General features: G+C 46.0%; 23 protein-coding genes and 1 pseudogene. 11 read left to right on the top strand and 13 right to left on the bottom strand.

Going from position 1 to position 22,582, the window contains the following annotated elements:
* Window positions 1-202 (top strand): annotated as a pseudogene (locus L4D12_RS21070) (group II intron reverse transcriptase/maturase); the annotation flags it as partial.
* A gap of 159 nt (window positions 203-361) precedes the next feature.
* On the opposite strand, the gene L4D12_RS21075 reads toward L4D12_RS21070, so the two are convergent.
* Window positions 362-769: a hypothetical protein gene (locus L4D12_RS21075; RefSeq protein WP_428449806.1), complete on the bottom strand. Its 408-nt coding sequence runs from the start codon at window positions 767-769 to the stop codon at window positions 362-364.
* A 12-nt stretch (window positions 770-781) separates the two neighbouring features.
* On the bottom strand, window positions 782-1,696 hold the full coding sequence (locus L4D12_RS21080) for a peptidoglycan recognition protein family protein (protein WP_428449807.1): 915 nt from the start codon (window positions 1,694-1,696) through the stop codon (window positions 782-784).
* Between the two features lie 376 nt (window positions 1,697-2,072).
* Between L4D12_RS21080 and L4D12_RS21085 the strand changes: the two genes are divergently transcribed.
* A complete protein-coding gene (locus L4D12_RS21085; RefSeq protein WP_428449808.1) occupies window positions 2,073-2,660 on the top strand; it encodes a hypothetical protein in 588 nt (195 codons plus the stop codon).
* A 20-nt stretch (window positions 2,661-2,680) separates the two neighbouring features.
* On the opposite strand, the gene L4D12_RS21090 is transcribed toward L4D12_RS21085, so the two are convergent.
* Window positions 2,681-3,772 carry a hypothetical protein gene (locus L4D12_RS21090; RefSeq protein ID WP_428449809.1) on the bottom strand — a complete coding sequence of 364 codons (1,092 nt, stop codon included), beginning with the start codon at window positions 3,770-3,772 and terminating at the stop codon, window positions 2,681-2,683.
* Window positions 3,773-3,987: 215 nt separating this feature from the next.
* On the opposite strand from L4D12_RS21090, the gene L4D12_RS21095 reads away from it, so the two are divergent.
* Window positions 3,988-4,266: a hypothetical protein gene (locus L4D12_RS21095; protein WP_428449810.1), complete on the top strand. Its 279-nt coding sequence runs from the start codon at window positions 3,988-3,990 to the stop codon at window positions 4,264-4,266.
* Between the two features lie 16 nt (window positions 4,267-4,282).
* Here the strand turns inward: L4D12_RS21095 and L4D12_RS21100 are convergent, their stop codons facing one another.
* The 5 genes from L4D12_RS21100 to L4D12_RS21120 all read right to left on the bottom strand — a co-directional run bounded on the left by L4D12_RS21100 (window position 4,283) and on the right by L4D12_RS21120 (window position 9,362).
* Window positions 4,283-5,269 (bottom strand): hydroxymethylglutaryl-CoA lyase, encoded by a 987-nt coding sequence (locus L4D12_RS21100; RefSeq protein WP_428449811.1) that lies wholly within the window; start codon window positions 5,267-5,269, stop codon window positions 4,283-4,285.
* A complete protein-coding gene (locus L4D12_RS21105) occupies window positions 5,262-6,101 on the bottom strand; it encodes an enoyl-CoA hydratase-related protein (RefSeq protein ID WP_428449870.1) in 840 nt (279 codons plus the stop codon). Before L4D12_RS21105 ends, L4D12_RS21100 begins: the two co-directional genes overlap by 8 nt.
* Window positions 6,102-6,120: 19 nt before the next feature.
* Window positions 6,121-7,743, bottom strand: coding sequence for a carboxyl transferase domain-containing protein (locus tag L4D12_RS21110; RefSeq protein ID WP_428449812.1), 1,623 nt, complete (start codon window positions 7,741-7,743; stop codon window positions 6,121-6,123).
* Window positions 7,744-7,757: 14 nt separating this feature from the next.
* Window positions 7,758-8,927, bottom strand: a complete 1,170-nt coding sequence (locus L4D12_RS21115) for an isovaleryl-CoA dehydrogenase (RefSeq protein WP_428449813.1) — start codon at window positions 8,925-8,927, stop codon at window positions 7,758-7,760.
* A gap of 66 nt (window positions 8,928-8,993) precedes the next feature.
* Window positions 8,994-9,362, bottom strand: a complete 369-nt coding sequence (locus L4D12_RS21120; protein ID WP_428449814.1) for a MerR family transcriptional regulator — start codon at window positions 9,360-9,362, stop codon at window positions 8,994-8,996.
* A 124-nt stretch (window positions 9,363-9,486) separates the two neighbouring features.
* Between L4D12_RS21120 and L4D12_RS21125 the strand changes: the two genes are divergently transcribed.
* From L4D12_RS21125 to L4D12_RS21155, 7 genes are read left to right on the top strand one after another with little or no spacing between them, the layout of a single operon-like run.
* A complete protein-coding gene (locus tag L4D12_RS21125; RefSeq protein ID WP_428449815.1) occupies window positions 9,487-10,683 on the top strand; it encodes an acetyl-CoA C-acyltransferase in 1,197 nt (398 codons plus the stop codon).
* Window positions 10,680-12,188 (top strand): CoA-acylating methylmalonate-semialdehyde dehydrogenase, encoded by a 1,509-nt coding sequence (locus L4D12_RS21130; protein WP_428449816.1) that lies wholly within the window; start codon window positions 10,680-10,682, stop codon window positions 12,186-12,188. The genes L4D12_RS21125 and L4D12_RS21130 overlap by 4 nt, the downstream gene beginning before the upstream one ends.
* A 21-nt stretch (window positions 12,189-12,209) precedes the next feature.
* Window positions 12,210-13,376, top strand: coding sequence for an acyl-CoA dehydrogenase family protein (locus L4D12_RS21135; protein WP_428449817.1), 1,167 nt, complete (start codon window positions 12,210-12,212; stop codon window positions 13,374-13,376).
* Between the two features lie 33 nt (window positions 13,377-13,409).
* Window positions 13,410-14,189, top strand: coding sequence for an enoyl-CoA hydratase (locus tag L4D12_RS21140; protein WP_428449818.1), 780 nt, complete (start codon window positions 13,410-13,412; stop codon window positions 14,187-14,189).
* Window positions 14,190-14,241: 52 nt separating this feature from the next.
* A complete protein-coding gene (locus tag L4D12_RS21145) occupies window positions 14,242-15,435 on the top strand; it encodes an enoyl-CoA hydratase/isomerase family protein (RefSeq protein WP_428449819.1) in 1,194 nt (397 codons plus the stop codon).
* A 51-nt stretch (window positions 15,436-15,486) separates the two neighbouring features.
* Window positions 15,487-16,389, top strand: coding sequence for a 3-hydroxyisobutyrate dehydrogenase (mmsB, locus tag L4D12_RS21150; RefSeq protein ID WP_428449871.1), 903 nt, complete (start codon window positions 15,487-15,489; stop codon window positions 16,387-16,389).
* A 59-nt stretch (window positions 16,390-16,448) separates the two neighbouring features.
* On the top strand, window positions 16,449-17,207 hold the full coding sequence (locus L4D12_RS21155) for an SDR family oxidoreductase (RefSeq protein WP_428449820.1): 759 nt from the start codon (window positions 16,449-16,451) through the stop codon (window positions 17,205-17,207).
* Between the two features lie 2 nt (window positions 17,208-17,209).
* Here the strand turns inward: L4D12_RS21155 and L4D12_RS21160 are convergent, their stop codons facing one another.
* From L4D12_RS21160 to L4D12_RS21175, 4 genes are all read right to left on the bottom strand, one after another.
* On the bottom strand, window positions 17,210-17,314 hold the full coding sequence (locus L4D12_RS21160) for a 3-ketoacyl-ACP reductase (RefSeq protein WP_428449821.1): 105 nt from the start codon (window positions 17,312-17,314) through the stop codon (window positions 17,210-17,212).
* Window positions 17,315-17,388: 74 nt separating this feature from the next.
* Window positions 17,389-17,916, bottom strand: coding sequence for an NUDIX hydrolase (locus L4D12_RS21165; RefSeq protein ID WP_428449872.1), 528 nt, complete (start codon window positions 17,914-17,916; stop codon window positions 17,389-17,391).
* A gap of 10 nt (window positions 17,917-17,926) precedes the next feature.
* Complete coding sequence (locus L4D12_RS21170; protein ID WP_428449822.1) at window positions 17,927-18,976, bottom strand: GGDEF domain-containing protein; 1,050 nt, start codon at window positions 18,974-18,976, stop codon at window positions 17,927-17,929.
* 149 nt (window positions 18,977-19,125) lie between these two features.
* A complete protein-coding gene (locus tag L4D12_RS21175; RefSeq protein ID WP_428449823.1) occupies window positions 19,126-20,058 on the bottom strand; it encodes an alpha/beta fold hydrolase in 933 nt (310 codons plus the stop codon).
* A 197-nt stretch (window positions 20,059-20,255) separates the two neighbouring features.
* Here L4D12_RS21175 and galE point away from each other — a divergent pair, with 197 nt between their 5' ends.
* Complete coding sequence (gene galE, locus L4D12_RS21180) at window positions 20,256-21,272, top strand: UDP-glucose 4-epimerase GalE (RefSeq protein WP_428449824.1); 1,017 nt, start codon at window positions 20,256-20,258, stop codon at window positions 21,270-21,272.
* Window positions 21,273-21,470: 198 nt separating this feature from the next.
* Here galE and L4D12_RS21185 read toward each other — a convergent pair whose 3' ends face one another.
* Window positions 21,471-22,349: a S24 family peptidase gene (locus tag L4D12_RS21185; protein ID WP_428449825.1), complete on the bottom strand. Its 879-nt coding sequence runs from the start codon at window positions 22,347-22,349 to the stop codon at window positions 21,471-21,473.
* Window positions 22,350-22,582: the final 233 nt, after the last annotated feature.

The raw sequence follows: 22,582 nt of genomic DNA on the forward strand, positions 1-22,582 counted from the left end.
TAAGCTTCATCGAGAATTGAAACAGCGAGGATATAAACCGCCGTTTAGTCACATACGAATGACAGGCTGGAGAAGCTCTGCGAGTCCGTTATCGAGCTACGCTATGACAAATCAATGGTTCAATGAACTTGGTTTAGTCAATATTGAACATGTTGTGACAGGGCATGTGTTCAGCACTTACGCTGAATGGAAATGTACATGAGCCGTATACGAGGTCCGTACGTACGGTTCTGTGAGAGGGATGAGGCGGCGACGCCTCACCCTACTCGATGTGGTCATGAACTATTGACTTTAGTCGTAGGGATCATTTGCTGGTGCTTGGCTACAACAACAATAGTCGGTATCAATCAGAAATAACGGTTCACTTTTCAGTGGTATCAATTCTATTACAGCACCCGCTTAAAACAAGGGCATCGGGTGTTGATACAATTATCTCGTATTCATAATTAAAGTCTGACATATCATCTGAACACTGCCCGGTTTTGCTTAAGGAGATTGTTAGCAAATCATTCTGGTTTTTACTTTTTGCTGTGAGAAACCATTTATTAGTATGGTTACTGCTCATAATTACTTGTGTTAATTTAAAGTGCTGCTCAGTCATGTTTAAATCTTCGAGTCTAATGTCATTTTCCTGTAAATCAATAGACCAAAAAGGTTCAGTACCTAAGCAATGTAATGTATTGAATTGTGTATTGTGGCTATCCTCTGCGCATGCTGTGGTACTAAGTAAAAATGATAAAGATGTCACAATGAAAATATTATTATTCATGAGGTTATCTACTTAATATTGTTTTTGTGATTTGATAGTTCCAAATAATTTTTGTTTTGTTTTCTTTCCTACAATCCCATCAGGTTTAAGGTTATTTGATGTTTGAAATGCTTTTACATTTTTATCTGTCTTGTGTTCAAACTTCCCATTAATTACTTCTTTATATCCTTTAATTTTAAGTTGTGATTGTAATAACTTTACAGCAGTTCCTATAGAGCCTAATCGAAGCGTTCCCATTATCTCAATTGTTTTAGGTCCTACGATACCATCAATTTTCAGTTTATTATCTCGTTGGAATGCTTCAACACTAGCTTTTGTCGCTTGTCCATATATACCATCAATTTTAGTAAAATAGCCAGATTCAAAAAGAACTTTTTGAATTTCAATAACTTTATTTCCCGTTGAAAATAATTCAAGAATATTATGTGCAATAGCGATGCGGCCTTTAGTAATAAATTGAGTGTTTGTGATTGAGTTGTTAATCAAATGGTCCTCATCTAATTTAAGTGTGGATTTGTAATCAAAGACAGGACAGGATTTACTTGATACTTCGCAGTGACCTCGAAATTTCATTTTTCCACTATATTCATTGTTTATAACAGAACAGAGTTTTTTTACTGAACTGATTTGTTTTTCAGTGAATTTTTCTTTTTTTAAGCCATGCAAACAAATTGCAATACTACCAGTATTATGACCCTTTTGAGCAGCGGGTGTTTTTTCTAGACTTCTCCCTAGATGAATATCACCATTTTTACTTATAAAAAAATGATAGCCAACTTCGTTAAATCCTCGTTTCAAATGCCATTTTCTAATGGTTGAAATTGAATCATGGCTAGGGTTATCTGATGCACTACAGTGCAAAAACACAGTATGAACATGACGAGATAGTTTTGTGAAAACTATTTCTTCATTATGCTTAAATGTCATGTATGTATCCTTATATACTATTTTTACGTGAAGAAGGAAATTATTTCATGATAGTCAAAATAAGTATTTTTATATCAATGTTTAATTTAAATGTGATGTGTTATTCTTGGTCAACTGGCAGTGTGGTTTTCTATAGTGAGTTTCACATTTTTTCTTTGTAATAAAGTAAATGTAATCATGCCTTATATGGTTAGCTCAACTCCTCGTTAAGAATGGCGGTTGAGATATGGTGAATTTCAGTAATAGCGAGTTTTTTTGTTTGTGGTCACAGAGTGGGAAAATTGGTTAACGACAATCTTGCAGTGACTGGATTATGCAGACACGGTGTTAGTCTGATACTGTAAGTAGTGTAGCTATCATGCATCAGGGAGGAGATATGATCAGAACGTTCGCGGGTGCCATGGCGATCATGGCGTTATCAGGTTGTGCAGCTACCTCCAATACGGCTGCTGAGAACACAGAAGCCAGCAAAGACAAAGTCTACTTTGTCATTGGCAATAACAATGCGCTCTACGATTTGACCTTATCGAAAGGAACCATCGATAACTATGTATTTATCGAGGATATGGTCTCGACCGTCAAATACCAAAGCACCGTTGATAACGATTATATTATTGGCGAAGCTTATCCCGGCGATGTCATTGGTATATCAACGACGTCGGTGATGGATGCGAGTGGACAAAACCAAGGCGATTTCATCCCTTGTAATAAAACGCTGGTCTTTAAAATACCCGAAAATATCCCCAGTATTTATGTTGCACATATTCAGTATGACTGGGGGACAGTTAGTATAAAGCCTCTTTTCTCAACTAATTTATTGCAAGCGAATACAGATCTGACGGCGAGGTATATCAACGAGGTTGAAGGTATGATCCAAACGACTTACCGCTTTCTGCATACGCAGTTGGTGAATGACTGTGAAAATTACTATAGCGATCCGTTAGAGATGTCTCGGGCTAAGTAATGCGAGGCGGCAGAGGCTGACTAATTAGGTTTGGGTATTTTCCGGGCCAATCGGTCAATGCCTCCTTCAGCGGTGAAAAAGAGCTCAAACTCAAACATGATCCCGGGGTTGACTTTATAGTTAAACTCATCCTGAAAATTGAGCTCTGGCGTTACAGTCATGTATAACCAATCTTTATATAGCTGGTGCTTCCAGGATATTGAAATCCATGAGTTGGTAATTGAGTAGTTTGGCCGTGAATCAGCGCTGAGTCCTAATGAATACTGCATTAAGTTATCATTGTTTAAGCGGTCAAAAATTTCAGTCTGATAGACAAACTCCCAATTGTTATCAGTATCAAGATACTGTGCACTTGTACTTAATCGTAATATGGTTGTTGGATCACTGGGTTGTGCAAAATAGAAGTTGAACGATGTAATTGCGCCAGGCCCCTTTGAGTGATAATAAAATATTTCTTGTTTAATGCGGCTGGTCCAGCTGCTGCTGAGCCTATCGACTCGACGAAGGTCGGCGCGGGTAAAGGGGTCGATAGGCAGCTTAATTTTGACACCAAGGTCAAAGTTCGTTTCCCAGCGCCCCCATTGTCGGCCCTGCAGACTCACGCCTCCGACAACCCCTGATAAACTGCTGTCGCTGTTATCACTGATACCACGTTCTTTATCTTCTAATCGGTCGAAGTCATCAGGGTCAGTGTCTAATATGAGCTTCCAGTTTCTTTTTGTATGAGGAAGGTCAATTTTAAGTTTAACACTGGCATCACCACTAAAGTCTTCACGGTGACTGTACCTTGGCTTGAATTTGATCTTTAAATAGCTGCGATTTAGAAGTGGGTCTTCATCGTCATTTTTAGCAAGAAAATGATCGATTGAGCGACAGTATTCATGAATTGTGTTTGAGATGGTGTCTTGCGTTTCATTAATCCACTGCTGGATTTCGTTGGTGTCTTCAGATATTTCATCATTGTTTATTGCCTCATTATGAGTATCGTATCCGAAATAGTTCGTGTCAGAAAACGAGGGGGTTGAATAAACAAAGATTAATATTGATATGAGAATTATTGATTGTCTTTTCGTGGTTATTTCTCTATGGGCGAAATTTCTTGATGTTTTCATCTTACATTCCTCCCATAGTTCACAAATGTGAGTTGGTCTGGATAGATTATAGCTATCCTCATTCAGTCATATTGAGTGAATGTTGGCAGTGGATAAAATGAGATTAGTTTCTAATAAACGAAAAATTCCATTTTCCAACCGGGATTCAATTGTTCAACTACACTCTATGTGTCTTGATAACAAGGCAGCCAGGTAAGACATGTTGGAGTAGACGAATGAATAGTGTAGATCTCGATGGCATAAAGCGTGATATTTCATGCAAAGTGACTGATATCTTTGAATCATTTGAAGATGACAATAATAGAATGCCAACGTTAGAGGAATTTCGAACGATCTTTAATAGTCATATTGACCATTATATTGGTCCAATGGATTTGTTAAAGGTTGAAGGTTCTATTCAGCATACCGATAAGTTTCGTGATAGAGAGCTTAAATTATGGCGCGCAGTGAATGAACTTGAAGCAGAACAGCGGTTTCTCCGTTCTGAGAGTTAACCGCGATTTAGGCTGGCTATCCTATTTTATGCAGGGCTTGTAATGCAAGTGAGACATGCGATCGTGGTTTTATTTGTAATGCCTGACATACCAGCCAGCCGGCTTGTGCAATCTTATTGAGGTCGATACCTGTTTCAATACCAAGTTGGTGACAGAGATAAACGACATCTTCGGTGGCTACGTTGCCACTTGCGCCGGGAGCGTAGGGGCAACCACCAAGCCCTGCAACGCTACTGTCTATCGTTGTTATTCCCATTAATAGCGCTTGGTAGATATTAGGTAGCGCTTGTCCCCAGGTGTTGTGAAAGTGTACCGCCAGTGCTTCGACGGGGATTTGATTGGCAACGGCTTCTAGCATGGTAGCAATACGTAGCGGAGTTCCTGTACCTATGGTATCACCCAGCGAGATTTGATAGCAGCCCATGTCGATGAATGCTTTTGCAATATCGGCAACCTTACCGGGGGATGTCGGGCCATCATAAGGGCAATCGGTGACGCATGAAAGGTATCCTCGGGTTGGTATTCCATGCAATTTTGCCAGTGAGATCACTGGCTCGAACCGCGCCATGCTCTCACTGATAGAGCAGTTAATATTGTGTTGGCTAAAGCCTTCAGAGGCTGACCCAAAAATGGCAATCTCATCAACATGGGCGCACAGTGCCATTTCAAACCCCCTGATATTAGGGGTTAAGGCTGAGTAGCGTACATTATCACGACGATTAATCGTTTGCAGTACTCCTATAGAATCCGCCATTTGTGGTACGCGATTGGCAGAGACAAACGCACCTGCTTCAATGTTTTTGAGGCCAGTCATTGATAATGCGTTAATGAAGGCGATTTTGTTTTTTGTACTTATTGCTTGTTCGTTCTGAAGGCCATCTCTTGCGCCGACTTCGAAAATGGTGACCTTATCAGGAAGACTCGCAGCTATAGCGGAGGAAAAGGCGGCACTTTTTTGACCTATGTGTAGGTCTGGGTGTGAATCATTCACGAGATTACTCATTGCCATCATTCCACTCTGGAAGTCGTTTCGCTAAGAAGGCATTTAATCCTTCCTGACCTTCTGGGGATGTTCTGATTTCAGCCATCATCTGTGCCGTTTTTTGGCGTAGAGCCGCATCAATGGCGTCGGTTTCGCAGGCTTTACAAAGCACTTTTGCTTTACGCATGGCATTGGGGCTGTTGGTTAAGATCATGTCGATATGGTGCTGTAGTGAATCATCCAATGTTTTTGATGTTGCGACGATGCGATGAATCAGGTTGAGGTGGGTGGCTTGGTGGGCACTGATAATTTCAGCGGTTAACATATAGCGACGCGCTTGCCGTTGTCCTAACGATCGGCAGACGTAAGGGGCGATTGTTGCTGGAATTAAGCCAATTTTTACTTCACTAAAGCAGAAACGGGCGTCTCTGCTGGCGATGGCGATATCACAGCAGCAAATCAGTCCTAATGCGCCGCCATAAGCATAGCCTTGAATGAGGGCAATGGTTGGTGTCGGGAAGGTATCGAGTGTGTGAAGCAGATCTGCTAACTGATTGGCATCTTTGATGTTCTCTTCATTGCTGATTGTAATCATGGACTGCATCCAGCCTAAATCTGCGCCAGCACTAAAATGGCGGCCATTAGCTCGTAGTACCAAAAGCCTTAGCATCGGCAGCGCACTTAACTGGTTTAGGTAGTCGAGTAGGGTGGCAATACTGTGGTTGTCGAAGGCATTGTGAACATGAGGCCGATTAAGGGTGAGGGTCGCAATACCATCGGCATCGACCGTGCACAGCACCGGATCTGTCGCGTGTTGATGAAGCGTTAGGCTATCTATCTTTCCTTTTTTCATCGTCATGGTTAGGCCTTTTCTACATTCTGAATATGCCAAATTGACTATCTGGTATCGGGGCTCGCAGGCTGGCACAGAGTGCGCGGCCTACGACGTCACGGGTGTGGCGGGGATCTATGATGCCGTCATCCCATAATCGGGCACTGGCATAATAGGGGCTGCCTTGCTGTTCATAGAGTTCGCGAATGGGTTGTTTGAAGGCGTCTTCATCACTGGCTGTCCATTGCTCACCCCGTTGCTGTTTATTGTCATTATTCACTTGCGCGAGAACCCCAGCGGCTTGTTCACCCCCCATGACTGATATTCGGGCATTGGGCCACATCCACATCATGGTCGGACTATAGGCCCGGCCGCACATGCCATAATTGCCCGCACCATAGGAGCCGCCCACGATCACGGTAAACTTAGGCACATCGGCACACGCGACTGCCATGACCATTTTTGCGCCGTGTTTGGCGATGCCTTCGGCTTCCACTTTTTTGCCGACCATGAATCCGGTAATGTTTTGCAAAAACAGCAGGGGGATTTTTCGTTTACAGCAGAGCTCGATAAAGTGCGTGCCTTTTTGCGCTGACTCTGAAAATAAAATACCGTTATTAGCAACAATGCCGATAGGTTGACCAAATAATGTGGCGAACCCACACACCAGAGTGGTGCCGTACAGTGCTTTGAATTCATCAAATGCTGAGCCGTCAACAACTCGGGCAATGACTTCGCGGATGCTGAGTGGCATGCGCAGGTCTGTACAGGCAATACCGAGTAATTCATCTGCAGGATAAAGTGGGGATGGCCAGGATTGTGATCGCAGTGGTGGTTGATTGCCGGATGTTGTCGGTGGCAAGTTGCAGTTGTCTATCGCTTGTCTTGCCAGATCTAGCGCATGTTGTTCATCGTTGGCGAAGTAGTCGGCGACCCCCGAGGTTTTGCAGTGAACGTAAGCGCCGCCAAGGGCTTCTGCCGTCACTATTTCACCTGTAGCCGCTTTTACCAGTGGCGGGCCGGCGAGGAAAATGGTGCCCTGTTCTTTGATTATAATTGACATATCCGCCATGGCCGGGACATAGGCGCCCCCCGCTGTGCATGAACCCATCACTACCGCAATTTGTGGGATCCCTTTGGCTGACATGCGGGCTTGATTGTAAAAGATGCGGCCAAAGTGATCCCTGTCGGGGAAAACCTCAGCCTGATGAGGCAGGTTGGCACCGCCAGAGTCTACCAAATACAGGCAGGGCAGGTGACAGCGTTCGGCGATTTCCTGTGCCCGTAGGTGCTTCTTAACGGTGAGGGGGTAATAGGTGCCGCCTTTAACTGAGGGGTCATTAGCGACGATCATGCAATCAATACCGGATACCTGACCGATCCCGGCGACAACGCCTGCACAAGGAACTGCCTCGTCGTAGACATCCCACGCGGCAAACTGACCGATTTCAAGAAAATGACTGTCTGGATCAATTAGCATTTCAATACGAGTACGTACCGGATTTTTGCCTTTTTGCTTTTGTTTTTCCATTGCTGCAGTGCCGCCACCACATTTGATGGTATCGATATGTGCTTGCAGTTGCTCAACCAAGAGTGACATGTCGCGGTAATTGTTTTGATAGAAACGGTCATCGTGGTCGATGGCTGTTTGAATGATAGCCATGGCTATTCCTTTCTTTATTTAGATTCTTCAAACAATTCACGTCCGACTAGCATTCGCCGGATTTCAGAGGTACCAGCCCCGATCTCATACAACTTGGCATCGCGCAATAAACGGCCGGCCGGAAATTCATTGATATAGCCGTTACCGCCAAGAAGTTGTATAGCATCCAATGCCAGCTGGGTGGCAAGCTCGGCGGCATAGAGGATCACCCCCGCTGCATCTTTGCGGGTTGCCTCCCCGCGATCACAGGCAGCGGCGACGGTGTATACATAGGCACGGGCGGCGTTGGTGCGGGTGTACATATCGGCGATTTTCGCTTGTATCAGTTGGAACTCCCCGATAGCGCGGCCAAACTGTTTTCGGTCATGAATATAGGGTAAGACCAGATCTAAACAGGCGCGCATGATCCCTAATGGCCCTGCTGCAAGTACTACGCGTTCATAGTCGAGCCCGCTCATGAGTACATTGACTCCGTGGTGAAGCTCGCCCAAGAGGTTATCGGCGGGGACGATGCAGTTTTCAAAAACCAGTTCGCAGGTGTTAGAGCCGCGCATGCCTAACTTATCGAGTTTCTGAGCGTGGTGAAATCCACTAAAGCCCTGTTCAATAATGAATGCTGAAATACCGTGTGCGCCTTGGTCTGGGGCGGTTTTGGCGTACACCACCACTGTATGGGCATCAGGACCATTGGTGATCCACATTTTACTGCCGTTAAGGACGTAGTGGTCACCTTGTTGTTCTGCTTTTAGCTGCATGCTAACCACATCAGACCCAGCATTGGGTTCACTCATTGCCAAGGCACCAACGTGTTGCCCTGAAATCAGCGGCGGGAGGTATTTGGCTTTTTGTTCGAGCGTACCATGGCGGAATATTTGGTTTACACAGAGGTTTGAGTGGGCACCGTAACTTAATCCGACAGAGGCTGATGCGCGGCTTATTTCTTCCATGGCAACCACATGGGCGAGATACCCCATATCGGCCCCGCCATATTGTTCACTGACGGTGACGCCAAGGAGTCCCATTTCACCAAGTTTGGGCCATAGGTGATTGGGAAATTGATTGTCACTATCTATTTCAGCCGCGAGTGGGGCGATAGTATTCTCGGCAAACCCACTGACATGTTCTCGTAGCATGTCGATGGTTTCACCTAATCCAAAATTCAGCGGCGTAATGATGTCTTTCATTGGCGCTCCTAGAGATTTTCCTCATAGGGGGTTATGAGCGAATAACAAGAAGAAGCAGACGATGACTTATGAGCTGTTTAATGCTTGCTGACAGCGGTTTCTGGCGATGTTTAGCTCTTTCATCACAACGGTAATGTCTTCAAGCTGGCGCTCAAGAATGGCCTGTTTATCATTAATAATATCGAGCATTTTATGCAGTTGATGATGGCTCTGATGGGTGTCATACAGTTCGAATAATTCCCGTATTTCAGCCAGCGAAAACCCGAGACGTTTCCCGCGCAAAATCAGTTTCAGTCTTATTTTATCCCGTCGTTGATATACCCGGATATTGCCTTGACGATCAGGCTGTAGCAGTCCTACATCCTCATAAAACCGGATGCTTCGGGTGGTGATATCAAATTCATTGGCAAGCTCGCTTATCTTGAACGTTTCCACCGTACTGTACCCCTGTATCGGTCGACTTGTGGGTATTGTGTTTCTTAACGTTTACGTAAATGTTAGTGCTATGCTTACGTAAACGTCAAGAATCATCCTTCATTCGCAATAGGCGGAGCTCGGTATGAATAAAGAAGTTTGGGTTATCGCAGCCAATCGAACCCCAATTGGGAGCTTTCAAGGGGAGTTATCGTCACTATCAGCCCCAAAGCTTGGGCAGTATGCCATTGCTGCCAGCTTGAACGCCGCAGGGATCTCGGCTGAAATGGTCGATGAAGTGCTGATGGGGAATGTATTAACGGCAGGTGTCGGTCAGGCACCGGCACGTCAGGCTGCCCTTGGTGCGGGTATTCCTAGCTCTGTGGGGTGTACTACCATCAATAAAGTGTGTGGTTCAGGAATGAAGGCCGTCATGCTGGGATACGACGCAATTCGTGTTGGTAATCATCAAACAGTTGTCACAGGCGGAATGGAAAGCATGACCAATGCCCCTTACCTGCAGTTGCAGGCGCGAGCGGGTCAGCGTCTGGGTCATGGCACCTTACATGATCATATGTTCCTCGACGGTTTACAGGATGCGTATGACGGTAGATTAATGGGTGTTTATGCGCAGAAACTGGCTGATGATCAGCATTTTTCCCGCCAGAGTATGGACAAGTGGGCTATCAAATCAGTCGAACGTGCATTAGCCGCACAGGAACTGGGCTGGTTTGAACAAGAAATTGTCCCGATTAAAGTATCAGAACGACATGGCCACCATATCGTTCGTGTCGATGAGCATCCCGGCGAAATCAATGTAGATAACATTGCCCAACTGAAACCCGCCTTCGATCCTGCTGGTAGTGTGACGGCTGCAAATTCGAGTTCGATCTCAGATGGTGCAGCGGCATTGATCTTAATGGATGCCGATGTTGCCCGTCAGCAGGGTATCAAACCCCTGGCTATCATCCGCGGTCACACCACACACGCCAGAGCGCCGAGTGAATTTACTGTGGCTCCCGTTTATGCCATTCGCCAATTAATGACAGATTTGCAATGGCAAACCGATGCGGTCGACAGCTGGGAAATTAATGAAGCATTTGCAGTTGTCACTCAAATGGCGATGCGGGAATTGAACCTGTTACCTGATCGGGTTAACCCTGATGGTGGCGCATGCGCACTTGGGCATCCGATAGGGGCCAGTGGTGCGCGTATTTTAGTGACCTTAATCCACCGGTTAAACCGTCAGCGAGATATGACTGGCCGTGCTGTTACAGGCGTGGCGGCGTGTTGTATTGGTGGCGGTGAAGCGACGGCCATTGCTGTTGAGGTGCCACAATGAATGACAATATTGATATTCCAACCGTACCTCTGTACATCAACGGTGAATTTAAAAAATCACTCTCTGATCAGTGGACTGATGTGACCAATCCGGCCACTAACCAGCCAATAGCACAGTTACCCGACACGACTGAGCAGGAAATGGCTGAGGCTGTTGCCAGTGCCTGTGAGGTATTTACCACCTGGCGTGAAGTGCCGACGCCTGAGCGGGCGAGGTTAATGCTCTCTTATCAATATTTGTTGAAAACCCACCATGATGAAATCGCGACCTTATTGTCGACTGAAACCGGGAAAAACCTCGCGGATGCCAAAGGTGATGTGTGGCGCGGTATTGAGGTGGTGGAACAAGCCGCCAATATGGCGAGCCTGATGATGGGGGAAACCGTTGAAAATGTCGCCAGTGACATTGACAGTTATTCACTGGTACAGCCGCTTGGGGTGTGCTGTGGCATTACCCCGTTTAATTTCCCTGCGATGATCCCTTTATGGATGTTTCCCATGGCGATTGCGGCGGGTAATACCTTTATTCTCAAACCGTCTGAACAAGTACCACTGACTGCGATTCGATTAGCGGAATTGTTTGAGCAAGCAGGCGCACCTAAAGGGGTGTTGCAGATAGTACATGGCGGCAAAGAGCAGGTCGATTATTTGCTGACCCATCCCGACATTCGGACAATTTCATTTGTCGGCTCAGTGCCTGTGGCGCGCTATATCTATCAAACGGCTACGCAGCACTTCAAGCGGGTACAGGCCTTTGCCGGGGCGAAGAACCATATGGTAGTGATGCCAGATGCCAATATGGATCAGGTCGTGAACAATTTGGTTGGTGCATCGGTTGGAGCGGCGGGACAGCGTTGTATGGCTATCTCTGTTGTTGTACTGGTGGGGGACGCTAAAGAGGTAATTCCGGATCTGTGTGTGGCAATGTCTAAAGTGTCACCCGGCGTGTGGGATGATGAGAACGCCGCGTTTGGTCCGTTGATCAGTCCTGATGCCAAGCAACGCGTGACAACATTGGTGGAGGAAGCGAAACAGCAAGGTGCGGTGTGTGAACTCGATGGGAGTCATTGTACTGTCGCTGACTATCCTGGCGGCAATTGGTTTGGCCCGACGTTATTCAGTGGGGTAACGACAGACATGGCCATCTACCAGCAAGAGGTATTTGGCCCGGTGCTGGTGTGTCTTGAAGTGGAAACGCTGGATGAGGCGATTGCTTTGGTGAATGCCAATCCTTATGGCAATGGTACTTCCATCTTTACTCGCTCCGGGGCCGCTGCTCGTAAATACCAGCATCATATTCAAGTCGGGCAGGTCGGGATTAATGTGCCTATTCCAGTACCATTACCTTTCTTTTCATTTACCGGTTGGCGAGGCAGTTTTTACGGTGATCTGCACGCCTACGGAAAACAAGCTGTGCGTTTTTATACTGAAACCAAAACCGTGACAGCACGTTGGTTCGATGAAGATATTCCCGATGGGCCGAATATGACCATTCAGCTTAAGTAGTCATTCAAACAGGAGATCGTGATGGATTTTGCTCTCAATGACGATCAGCGTGCGTTTGCCGATGCTGCGCGCCAGTTTGCTAATGAAAAATTGCTCCCTAACGCCGCGAGTTGGGATGAAACCCAGACCTTCCCCCAAGCGGTGCTACGTGAAGCGGGAGACATGGGATTCTTGAGTCTGTATGTACCTGAAGCACAAGGTGGTTTAGGGCTGACAAGATTGGATGCCTCAATCATATTTGAGCAGCTGGCGATGGGGTGTACATCTACAACGGCCTTTATGACTATCCATAATATGGTGAGCTGGATGATAGCCAGTTTTGCAGCGGATGAAGCGAAAGCGCATTTTTGTCCGCCATTAATTTCCGGCGAGTGGCTGGGGTCTTATTGCCTGACGGAAGCCAGTGCGGGATCCGATGCGGCCTCATTAACCACATCGGCACAGCGGGTTGGAGAACAGTATGTACTCAATGGAGCGAAAGCCTTTATTTCCGGTGCTGGTGCGACAGACGTCTTGGTTGTAATGGCGCGATGTGACGATGCCAGTGGCCCGAGTAAAAATAGCGGGATCACCGCTTTCATTGTTCCTGCTGATACCAATGGCGTGAGCTATGGCCGCAAAGAGCCAAAAATGGGGTGGAATAGCCAGCCAACACGTTCAGTAATCCTTGATAATGTGGCCATTCCTGCCCAGTACCGTTTAGGTGAGGAAGGCGAAGGCTTTACGTTTGCGATGAAGGGGTTAGACGGTGGACGGATCAATATTGCAAGCTGTTCATTAGGCACAGCCCAGCAGGCGTTAAATCAAGCAAAGCAGTATGTGACTGAGCGTAAGCAGTTTGGTAAAGCGCTATCTCATTTTCAGTCGATTCAATTTACGTTGGCGGACATGACGACAGAACTGGTGGCGGCTCGTCAACTGGTGCGTTATGCCGCGTTTAAGCTTGATCAGGGCGATCCGGAAGCGACAGCGTTTTGTGCTATGGCGAAACGCTTTGCTACGGATGTTGGCTTTAAAGTGTGTGATCAGGCGCTTCAGCTCTATGGCGGTTATGGGTATATCAAAGAATACCCGTTAGAGCGTTATTTCAGGGATGTGCGTGTACATCAAATTCTTGAAGGCACCAATGAGATTATGCGGTTGATTATTTCTCGTCGAGTACTTGCCGAGGGATGCGAACTGTTGTGAACGCCGTTACCTTAACTGACTACAGGAGTCGTTATGCCTGATAAAGCTATTCAGATTGTGATTGACGATCACATTGCTGTGCTCACGATGAACAATCCCCCCGCCAATACCTGGACTGAACAGAGTCTGAATCTATTGCGAGAGACCGTTGAGTCCTTAAATACGAATAAAGACATTTATGCGTTGGTGATCACCGGACACGGTGAGAAATTCTTTTCTGCAGGTGCCGATCTCAACCTGTTTGCCAGTGGTGATAAAGGGATCGCTGTTACGATGGCACAGGCATTCGGTGCGGCGTTTGAGGCCGTAACCCAGTTTCGTGGTGTGTCGATAGCTGCAATCAATGGGTATGCCATGGGGGGCGGGCTGGAAGTCGCTTTAGCCTGTGATATTCGTATAGCAGAAGCGCATGCAGAGCTTGCCTTGCCTGAACCTAAAGTGGGGTTATTACCTTGCGCGGGTGGGACACAAAACCTGACATGGCTGGTGGGTGAAGGCTGGGCTAAACGCATGATTCTCTGTGGTGAACGAGTGAATGCCGCGAAAGCGTTAGAGATCGGCTTGGTGGAAGAGGTGGTTGCCTCCGGCTTCGGACTCGACGTCGCGATGAAAATGGCACAGGCCGTTACGAATCAGTCACCGTCGTCAGTGGCGGCCTGTAAGCAATTGATTCAGCAGTGTCGCTCGGCCCCGTTGACGCATGGATTAATGAAGGAACGAGAGTTTTTCGTCAAATTATTCGATACCCAAGATCAAGCTGAAGGGGTCAATGCGTTCTTGGAGAAACGCCCGCCAAATTGGAAGAATCAATAACCCGTAATATTAATAAAAATCAAAAAACGAATGACTTTCTGGGAGGATCAGGATGACCGCAACGGTGAACATACGAGAATGCCTCTGCGACGACGGGCATAAGATTGCCATTGCTGAGTTGGATAATCCGACTTCGTTAAACGCATTAACTTACGACATGCTTGCCCAGCTTAATGAGGCACTCACCCATTGGCAGCATGATGATGATATCGCTTGTGTTCTTATTCATGGGGTGGGAGATAAAGCTTTTTGTGCGGGCGGGGATGTACGCGCCATGTACCGTATTTTAGATAAGGCGCAAACATCATCAGCTGCATCCCCATCCTCATCGGTTCAAGGTGACACTGTCACTACTATGGGGTACCTGACGGATTATTTCACTCTCGAGTACCGTACCGATTATCTGATCCATACCTACCCCAAGCCTGTGATTGTCTGGGGGGGCGGGATTGTGATGGGCGGTGGGATTGGGCTGTATATTGGAGCCAGTCACCGTGTGACGACGCCCTCTAGCCGATTAGCCATGCCGGAAATTAGTATTGGTTTGTACCCTGATGTAGGGGCGACATGGTTTTTAAATCATCTGCCACAAGGGATCGGGCTCTTCTTGGGACTCACCGGAGTCGCAGTCAACGCCACCGATGCATTAGCACTCGCAATGACCGAGCATATTTTGCTACCAGAGCACAAATCACGATTGCTTGAGCGACTGATTCAAGCCCATTGGGAAGACAATGATCCCGATATTATTGTGACTCAGTTGCTTGATTCGTTCGGCCATCTCGCTACTGACAGCCATCCACCTAGCCAGTTATTACCTCACTTAGCGGCTATTCAAACGGCCTGTCAGTACGGCTCGCTTGATGAGATCTGCCAGCACATTGAGCAACTACCACCAGTTAAAGGCGCTAATGCAGTGAATGATGTTAATAGTAATCAATGGTTAGAACAGGCGAAGACGACATTACGGGAGGGGAGCCCGATTTCTGCACATATCTGTTATCGGCAATTCACCCAATTTCACAATGAATCGCTGGCTGACTGTTTCCGGTTAGAGTTAGCGTTATCCGTTCGAAGTAGCGAGTTAGGTGAGTTTCATGAAGGGGTACGGGCGAGGCTGATTGAAAAAACAGGCCAACCTAACTGGCTCTACAGTGATGTGAGTTCGGTTGATTCGGGTGTAATCGAGCAGCTGTTCACACCATTATGGGCTGATAACGAACATCCACTTCAACACCTTAAGTAACGTGGTAGTGATGTCTGTTAAATGGTTGGATCGTATCGCTAGAGGAGAAATATCATGCAAATTGGCTTTATCGGATTGGGTAACATGGGTAAACCGATGGCGAGCAATTTACTCAAAGCCGGATACTCGCTCAAGGTGTTTGACCTCAGTCAGGATGCAACCAAAGCCTTGGCCTCTCAAGGGGCTAACGTGGCGAATTCACTGGATGAGGTCGCTAAAGGCGTTGATATCATCATTACCATGCTACCCGCTGGTGAGCATGTGCGTGCGGTCTATTTAGGCGATCATTCCGGTGGCATCGGCCTGCTCAAAATGGTGGATAAAGGTACTTTTTTGATCGACTCTTCCACGATAGATCCTGACTCAGCTCGGCTGGTGGCGGCAGAAGCCGATAAACAAGGCTTTCAGTTTGTTGATGCACCTGTGTCTGGTGGTGTGGCAGGCGCAGAGGCGGCAACCTTGACCTTTATTGTTGGCGGCACCGACAAGGCCTTCAATCAAGCCAAAGATGTGCTGCAATATGTTGGTAAGAACATCTTTCACGCGGGCAAAGCCGGCGATGGTCAGATGGCGAAAATCTGCAATAACTTGATGCTCGGTATTTTAATGTCGGGCACCTGCGAAGCACTCAGTCTGGGAATGGATAACGGGCTTGATCCGCAAGTATTGTCAGAGATCATGTTGCAAAGTTCAGGACGAAACTGGGCGTTGGAGTTATATAACCCGTGCCCGGGCATTATGGCTAAAGTCCCGTCATCGAATCAGTATCAGCCCGGTTTTATGGCAAAGCTGATGCTCAAAGATCTCGGGTTAGGTTTAGAAGCGGCAACACAAAGCCAGTCTCCCATTCCGATGGGAACGCTCGCGCGCAATCTTTATGCTTTCCATAATGCCAGTGGCAATGAGTTGCGTGACTTTTCCAGCTTGTTTGAATTTTATCGAAATAAGCCTTAGCACGTTTTGATAGTACGGCTTGGTACTGCAAATGCAAGATTGAATAGGAGAAAGGGAATATGGATATAAAACAGAGTGTGATTGCCATTACAGGCGCGGGGCAGGGGTTAGGCCAGATGATGGCGATAACATTGGCTAAGGCTGGTGCCGAACTCGCCTTAATTGATATTAATGAGCAAGGACTGCAAACCACTCAGAAACAATGCCAGCAGTTAAATGCCAGAACATTAACCTATTGTGCGGATGTCACCGATGAACAGCAGGTTGAAGCAACTTTTGCCGCTATCATGAATGATTTTGACCAGTTAAATGGCTTGATTAACAATGCCGGTATATTGCGCGATGGTATGCTTGTAAAACCCACCCCTGACGGTATAAGCAAAATGTCATTAGCGCAGTTTAATAGCGTGATGTCAGTGAATGTGACAGGGTCATTTCTGTGTGGCCGAGAAGCCGCCGCAGCCATGGTTGCATCAGGTTGTCAGGGGGTGATCATCAATATATCCAGTGTGGCCAGAGCAGGCAATATTGGCCAGACCAATTATGCGGCCTCCAAAGCGGCGGTAGCAACCATGGCGGTAAGTTGGGCGAAAGAGCTGGCTCGTTATGGTATTCGTGCGGCAGCGGTTGCACCGGGTGTGGTTGAAACGGCGATGGCAGAGCAATTTAAACCGGAAGCTATTGCACGCTTAAAAGCGATGATCCCGCTTAAGCGACCAGGTGAAGCTTCGGAGATTGCTCATGCGGTAAAGTATATTGTTGAGAATGACTACTTTACCGGGAGAGTCTTAGAAGTTGATGGTGGAATGCGGATGTAGCGTTAGCCATAAAAGAAAACAAACAGTGCTAAACCACCACCAATGACAAACATCAGCATTGCCATGATAGAGGCAAATTTGTTCAGGATGGGAAAGAGTTTGTCCATAATTTTGAACCTTAATCGATACGAGTTAGTGTGTCGCTAAAGATGCCATATTTGCAGTGAAATAGCGAAGTGAATTAAGGTTTTTCATTGAGCAGCCCCATCGCCTGCACTTTTAAGAATGCAGCCAGAGTTTTTGCGTCTTTAATGTTGTTGCTGGCGACTTTGGCTAAAAAGTCAGGCACTGAGAGGGTGACAACTTCAATGATTTCATCATCGTCTAATTCACCGTGGCATGGGGTCAGGGTGGTAGCAACGAACAGGTGCTGCACTTCATCGCAAAATCCCGGTACCGGGAATAGATCGCCGATATCTTGCCAGTGTTCGGCACTTAGCTGGACTTCTTCTGCAAGCTCGCGTTTGGCTCCACCGAGAATATCTTCTTTTGATTCAAGGGTACCTGCAGGGAATTCAAGGATCCAATCATTGATAGCAGGGCGATACTGATGAACCATAACCAATTCACCGTTATCTGTAATGGGGACTATAACGACCGCGCCAGGGTGTTTGACGGTAGTAAACTCAATATCGCGCCCATCCGGTAGGGTGTGAGTTGTTTGTTCAATAGAAAAACATTTCCATTGGCACAGGGTTTTGGTTGTCATCATCTTCACACTAGCCGATCACGATTTGATCTCGGCCCCAGTTTATGGCGCGTTGTAAGGCGTTGTCCGCTTTCAGGTAATCGAGGCTAAAGTCTTGATATTCCACCTGAGTAAGTCCGATGCTGATTGTGACAGAAATCCGTTTGCCTGATTCTAATTCAAGCTGCCAGTCAGCGACTTTATTTTTCAGATTAATAGCAAAGGCTTCCGCTTCAGCTAAGGATGTTTCGGGTAGTAACAGACAAAATTCTTCACCGCCCATTCTAGCAGTATGATCTGAGTTGCGCGTTTTTTCTCTGAGGTAGCGCGATAACATCATCAATAGCTGATCACCCACGTCAAGGCCGTAGCGATCATTAATGTCTTTGAGTCCATCAAGCTCAATCAAAATCAACGATAGATCTTTGCAATAGCGACGGCAGCGGGGAGCTTCATGCCGATAAATAGCTTCGATACCTTGTCGGTTATGTAGGCTAGTTAGAAAATCAGTAGTGGCGGTTTGTTTCACTCGGCTAATGGCTTCATTTCGGTGCTGGGCAAGCAGATAAGCCATGACTAAAACGAGAGAATAAGCACTGATGTTCTGCAATGCCTCATTGATCTGTAAATGCTTTTGTACAATCTCACCTGCGCTTAAGGTGATATAGAACATGCCAAATAATAGGCTATACCACCATGCGTGCTGGTGCTTGAGTGAAAAGAAGCATAATAGTGGAATGGTTAAGGCAATGGTGTTAGCAACAAGGTTCGCGGAATCGGTATAAAAACCATAGACACAGTTTACGCTGGTAAAGAGGATGAATATCCAGATCAAATAGGTCGGATTGCTTCGACGTTTATTGATAAAAGCGAGCAGGTAAGCCAGTAAAGCACCAGTGACAGACAGCGATGTAAAGAGATCTGAAATATCAGAAACAAAATAAGAGAATGTGATAACGAGATAAACAAGCCCGGTCGCCGGAAAAAGGATAGAGAGCTGACGGTGAAGTGTTTCCTGACTTAGTTCAATATAGGCACTGTTATCAGACTGAAGCTGATGACTCTTGAAAACCATGCTCATGGTATGTGTCATTCCTTGATTAAGCTAATCCAACCAATGAGCAACTGCTTGCACTGGTTGGACTAGCTTAAATCAGGGGTTGTCACATGTCTAATTTTTTCGATGAAAACGATGTAATATCATGATCTGAGATAAGTATCGCGTTTTTGCTATCCAACGTATGACCGTAACAGCTTCGTGACGGTTTCTGGCTGCTCATTTGTGACGCCATGACCCGTTTCAGGTAGAACGATGATGGCTGAGTTCAGGTACTTACTCAGCGCTATACCACTCTTGAGTGGGAAAATATCATCACTGTCCCCCCAAATGAGTAAGCTTGGCGGCAGGCTGTGTGCAGGGTAGCGAGAAATACGCTCTCTGTCTTGAGGAAGTGATTGTATTAATGCTTCTTTTTCAGTCTGGAAAGATGAAAAATATCCGTCATAGATTTGCTGTGCGATAAAATCAGGCATTTTCTTTGGCTCGATGAAAACATGATCAAAAAGGCGTCTGACTTCATTGCTGTTTTGCGGGACAAAGAGCTGTTCAGGTTTTTCAACCCCAGCGCGTAAACAAAGAGCCGCAAGATCATCATCACTAAACAATGGACCTGGGCTGGCGATAATTATGCCTTTTTCAACTCGGTCTGGTTGCATCATCATGTTGTAGGTAACAAATCCACCGTATGAAATGCCAGCAACACTGAATTTCTCAATGCCTAATGAGTCAACAATTTGCCATACTGCGTCTGTTTGCGTAGTGAGATTCGGTTCACCTTGGCTGAATGATCCTCCAAACCATGGAAGATCTGGCGCAATGACTCTGTAATATTTACTAAGCTCTAGCATCTCATTCTTCCATGTTGAAACAGCAGAACCACCGAAACCGTGGAGCAAGAGCAGAGGTTGCCCTGTTCCTGCTACCCAGTATTTTACCGTGCCACCTTCTTTTAGTGGTAAGAAGTGTTCTTGATAACCAGCGCTGATCAATTCGTTTCGATCGTGCTGTGCTTTCCAGTCAACCAGCTCACACCCAGTCAGTGAGCTAAGTGTTGCGAGTATTAATGCAAATTGATGTATTTTTTTTATGAGCGCGGAGTACATGAGCGTTCCCTCGAAAATTAACCTTGATTATTATACAGTGTTTTATTGTCTGTAAAAGCCGTTTAATATAAGAGAGATAATTGAGTAAAATATGCGCGATTACGGTAACACGTTTAATTTTGGATAAGTTATGGTATTTTGAATAAATCAAACCATAATATTGTTTTGATCTGAAGATTTTTAATTGGGAGAGTAACATGCGTGTTCTGGTGACTGGCGGTATGGGTTACATTGGTAGCCATACTTGCGTACAAATGATTGAAGCAGGTATGACGCCAATTATTGTTGATAATCTATACAATAGTAAGAAGTCAGTATTAGCTCGCATTGAGAAGTTGACTGGTGTGACACCCGCATTTTATCAAGGTGATATCCGTGATCGTACTTTCCTTGATAAGGTTCTTGCTGAAAACGATGTTGATTCGGTGATCCACTTTGCTGGTCTGAAAGCAGTGGGTGAGTCAGTTGAAAAACCGTTGGAATACTATGATAACAATGTGCACGGTACGTTGGTGTTAGTGGAAGCAATGCGTGCGGCGGGCGTTAATAGCCTGATCTTTAGTTCATCAGCAACGGTATACGGCGATCCTGCATCTGTGCCTATTACTGAAGATTTCCCGACCAGTGCGACTAACCCGTATGGGCGCAGTAAATTAATGGTCGAAGAGTGCCTGACGGATATTCAGAAGGCCTACCCAGAGATGAGTATCACACTACTTCGTTATTTCAATCCGGTTGGTTCTCATCAGTCGGGTGAGATGGGTGAAGACCCACAAGGGATTCCGAATAATCTGATGCCATTTATTTCTCAGGTGGCAGTGGGGCGTCGTGAGTTTTTGTCTGTGTTTGGGGACGATTATCCAACTGTTGACGGTACAGGCGTTCGTGATTATATCCACGTGCTGGACTTGGCCGATGGCCACCTTGCCGCTTTGACTCATAAAGGCAAAGAAGCAGGACTGCATATTTACAACCTAGGCACTGGTAACGGTTTCAGTGTACTGCAGATGGTTGACGCGTTCTCTAAAGCTGCGGATGTTGAAGTCGCTTATAAAATTGCGCCTCGTCGCCCAGGCGATATTGCAGAATGCTGGGCTGATCCACAGAAGGCAAAAACGGAACTTCATTGGCAAGCCACTCGCACGATTGATGATATGACCGCAGATACTTGGCGTTGGCAGTCAGCTAACCCAACAGGTTATCCAGACCTATAATTCGACGGTCAGTGTAGGACACCACTTAGAATGACAAATATGGGAATAACTGGGAAGAGACGGAAATCCGTGGGAGGCCTTGATATGACTGGCTTCGAGTGGAATTGAGTGAAAAACTACAAATTCGCGTAAAATGGCAATTTAAGAAGTGTTTAAGGAAATGGCTCCGCATGGTTTGGCAAAACACGGAGCCATTTTTTAGACGTCTTTGCCAATCCAGATGACTTGGCCAATAACCTGAAGTTGATTGACCTCATCAGGGCTTATAATCTGCTCTCTGTATTCTTTATTATCGCTGATAAGGACCAAGCCACCACTAATCAGTTGCTGGATACGCTTGGCGTACAGGTCATCACCAAATCGAACGACAAAGATTTTACCATCTTTAGGTTCTGTGCAGCCTAAATCAATAAGCAGGCTGTCATTATCTTTGATGGTCGGCTCCATGCTATCGCCTTTGCTAAACACCACGGCCAACAAGTCAGGGTTACTTTGGCGGTACTTTAGGTATTTGCGACGAAATGCAAGATGTCGCTTTACCTCCTCACCTTGGAAGCAGGCTCCATTCCCTGTACTTACCTGGATGTGATAGCCAGGAACTAACACAAATTCTTCATTAAATCGTTCATCGGTTATAGAGGGTGCTTGAGAACTAATTTGACTCAGCAAAGCATCCAAATCACTTTCTGTCGCTTTACCTACCTTAAACAAGTCAGAAAGTAACTCTTCCCAGAGCATTTTTTGCTTATGGCTAAGTGATTGTAATTTATCTTTTAAGTGTTTAGGCAAATCAATTTGATCGTTATCTTCAGAGGCCACACATGGTGAAAGGTGAGTTTCGGCTTGCTGAAACCCACTATCGTCATTTATTAGCATCTGGCCCTCACCTGTGAGTAACCAGTTTGCATTAATACCTAAGCTAACAAATGCAGTAATAACATCACTTCGAGGATCAGAGTTGCCAGACTCATTGGCTTGATATCCCCGCCGTTTCCCACCAATTAAGTTCGCAATCTCGTCTTGGGTGTAACCAAGGTGAGTTCGAGCTATTTTTAATCGTTTTGCAAGCGTATCCATGATCCAGGTTCCGAACGATTAACTTGGATCATGACATGTTTAGTAAAGCCATCGATCCAAGTTAAATAAATCCATTATAAATCAGGATATTACCCTGATTAAGAAACGCATAGTTTGCATTGAACTTAGTCGGCTTTGATCCAAGTTCGATAATAAAAATGCAAAGCACAAAATAATGTGCATTCATTATTTTGCATCAAATCGTGATTTGCCACGAAATGTATTCATTTTTA

Source organism: Photobacterium nomapromontoriensis (genome assembly GCF_050336815.1).
Classification (GTDB): Bacteria; Pseudomonadota; Gammaproteobacteria; order Enterobacterales; family Vibrionaceae; genus Photobacterium; species Photobacterium nomapromontoriensis.

Bases quoted from the DNA above. Each gene is read 5' to 3' on its own strand.
- L4D12_RS21075 (WP_428449806.1), bottom strand. From the start codon at position 769: ATGAATAATAATATTTTCATTGTGACATCTTTATCATTTTTACTTAGT.
- L4D12_RS21080 (WP_428449807.1), bottom strand. From the start codon at position 1,696: ATGACATTTAAGCATAATGAAGAAATAGTTTTCACAAAACTATCTCGT.
- L4D12_RS21085 (WP_428449808.1), top strand. From the start codon at position 2,073: ATGATCAGAACGTTCGCGGGTGCCATGGCGATCATGGCGTTATCAGGT.
- L4D12_RS21090 (WP_428449809.1), bottom strand. From the start codon at position 3,772: ATGAAAACATCAAGAAATTTCGCCCATAGAGAAATAACCACGAAAAGA.
- L4D12_RS21095 (WP_428449810.1), top strand. From the start codon at position 3,988: ATGAATAGTGTAGATCTCGATGGCATAAAGCGTGATATTTCATGCAAA.
- L4D12_RS21100 (WP_428449811.1), bottom strand. From the start codon at position 5,269: ATGAGTAATCTCGTGAATGATTCACACCCAGACCTACACATAGGTCAA.
- L4D12_RS21105 (WP_428449870.1), bottom strand. From the start codon at position 6,101: ATGAAAAAAGGAAAGATAGATAGCCTAACGCTTCATCAACACGCGACA.
- L4D12_RS21110 (WP_428449812.1), bottom strand. From the start codon at position 7,743: ATGGCTATCATTCAAACAGCCATCGACCACGATGACCGTTTCTATCAA.
- L4D12_RS21115 (WP_428449813.1), bottom strand. From the start codon at position 8,927: ATGAAAGACATCATTACGCCGCTGAATTTTGGATTAGGTGAAACCATC.
- L4D12_RS21125 (WP_428449815.1), top strand. From the start codon at position 9,487: ATGAATAAAGAAGTTTGGGTTATCGCAGCCAATCGAACCCCAATTGGG.
- L4D12_RS21130 (WP_428449816.1), top strand. From the start codon at position 10,680: ATGAATGACAATATTGATATTCCAACCGTACCTCTGTACATCAACGGT.
- L4D12_RS21135 (WP_428449817.1), top strand. From the start codon at position 12,210: ATGGATTTTGCTCTCAATGACGATCAGCGTGCGTTTGCCGATGCTGCG.
- L4D12_RS21140 (WP_428449818.1), top strand. From the start codon at position 13,410: ATGCCTGATAAAGCTATTCAGATTGTGATTGACGATCACATTGCTGTG.
- L4D12_RS21145 (WP_428449819.1), top strand. From the start codon at position 14,242: ATGACCGCAACGGTGAACATACGAGAATGCCTCTGCGACGACGGGCAT.
- L4D12_RS21155 (WP_428449820.1), top strand. From the start codon at position 16,449: ATGGATATAAAACAGAGTGTGATTGCCATTACAGGCGCGGGGCAGGGG.
- L4D12_RS21160 (WP_428449821.1), bottom strand. From the start codon at position 17,314: ATGGACAAACTCTTTCCCATCCTGAACAAATTTGCCTCTATCATGGCA.
- L4D12_RS21165 (WP_428449872.1), bottom strand. From the start codon at position 17,916: ATGACAACCAAAACCCTGTGCCAATGGAAATGTTTTTCTATTGAACAA.
- L4D12_RS21170 (WP_428449822.1), bottom strand. From the start codon at position 18,976: ATGAGCATGGTTTTCAAGAGTCATCAGCTTCAGTCTGATAACAGTGCC.
- L4D12_RS21175 (WP_428449823.1), bottom strand. From the start codon at position 20,058: ATGTACTCCGCGCTCATAAAAAAAATACATCAATTTGCATTAATACTC.
- galE (WP_428449824.1), top strand. From the start codon at position 20,256: ATGCGTGTTCTGGTGACTGGCGGTATGGGTTACATTGGTAGCCATACT.
- L4D12_RS21185 (WP_428449825.1), bottom strand. From the start codon at position 22,349: ATGGATACGCTTGCAAAACGATTAAAAATAGCTCGAACTCACCTTGGT.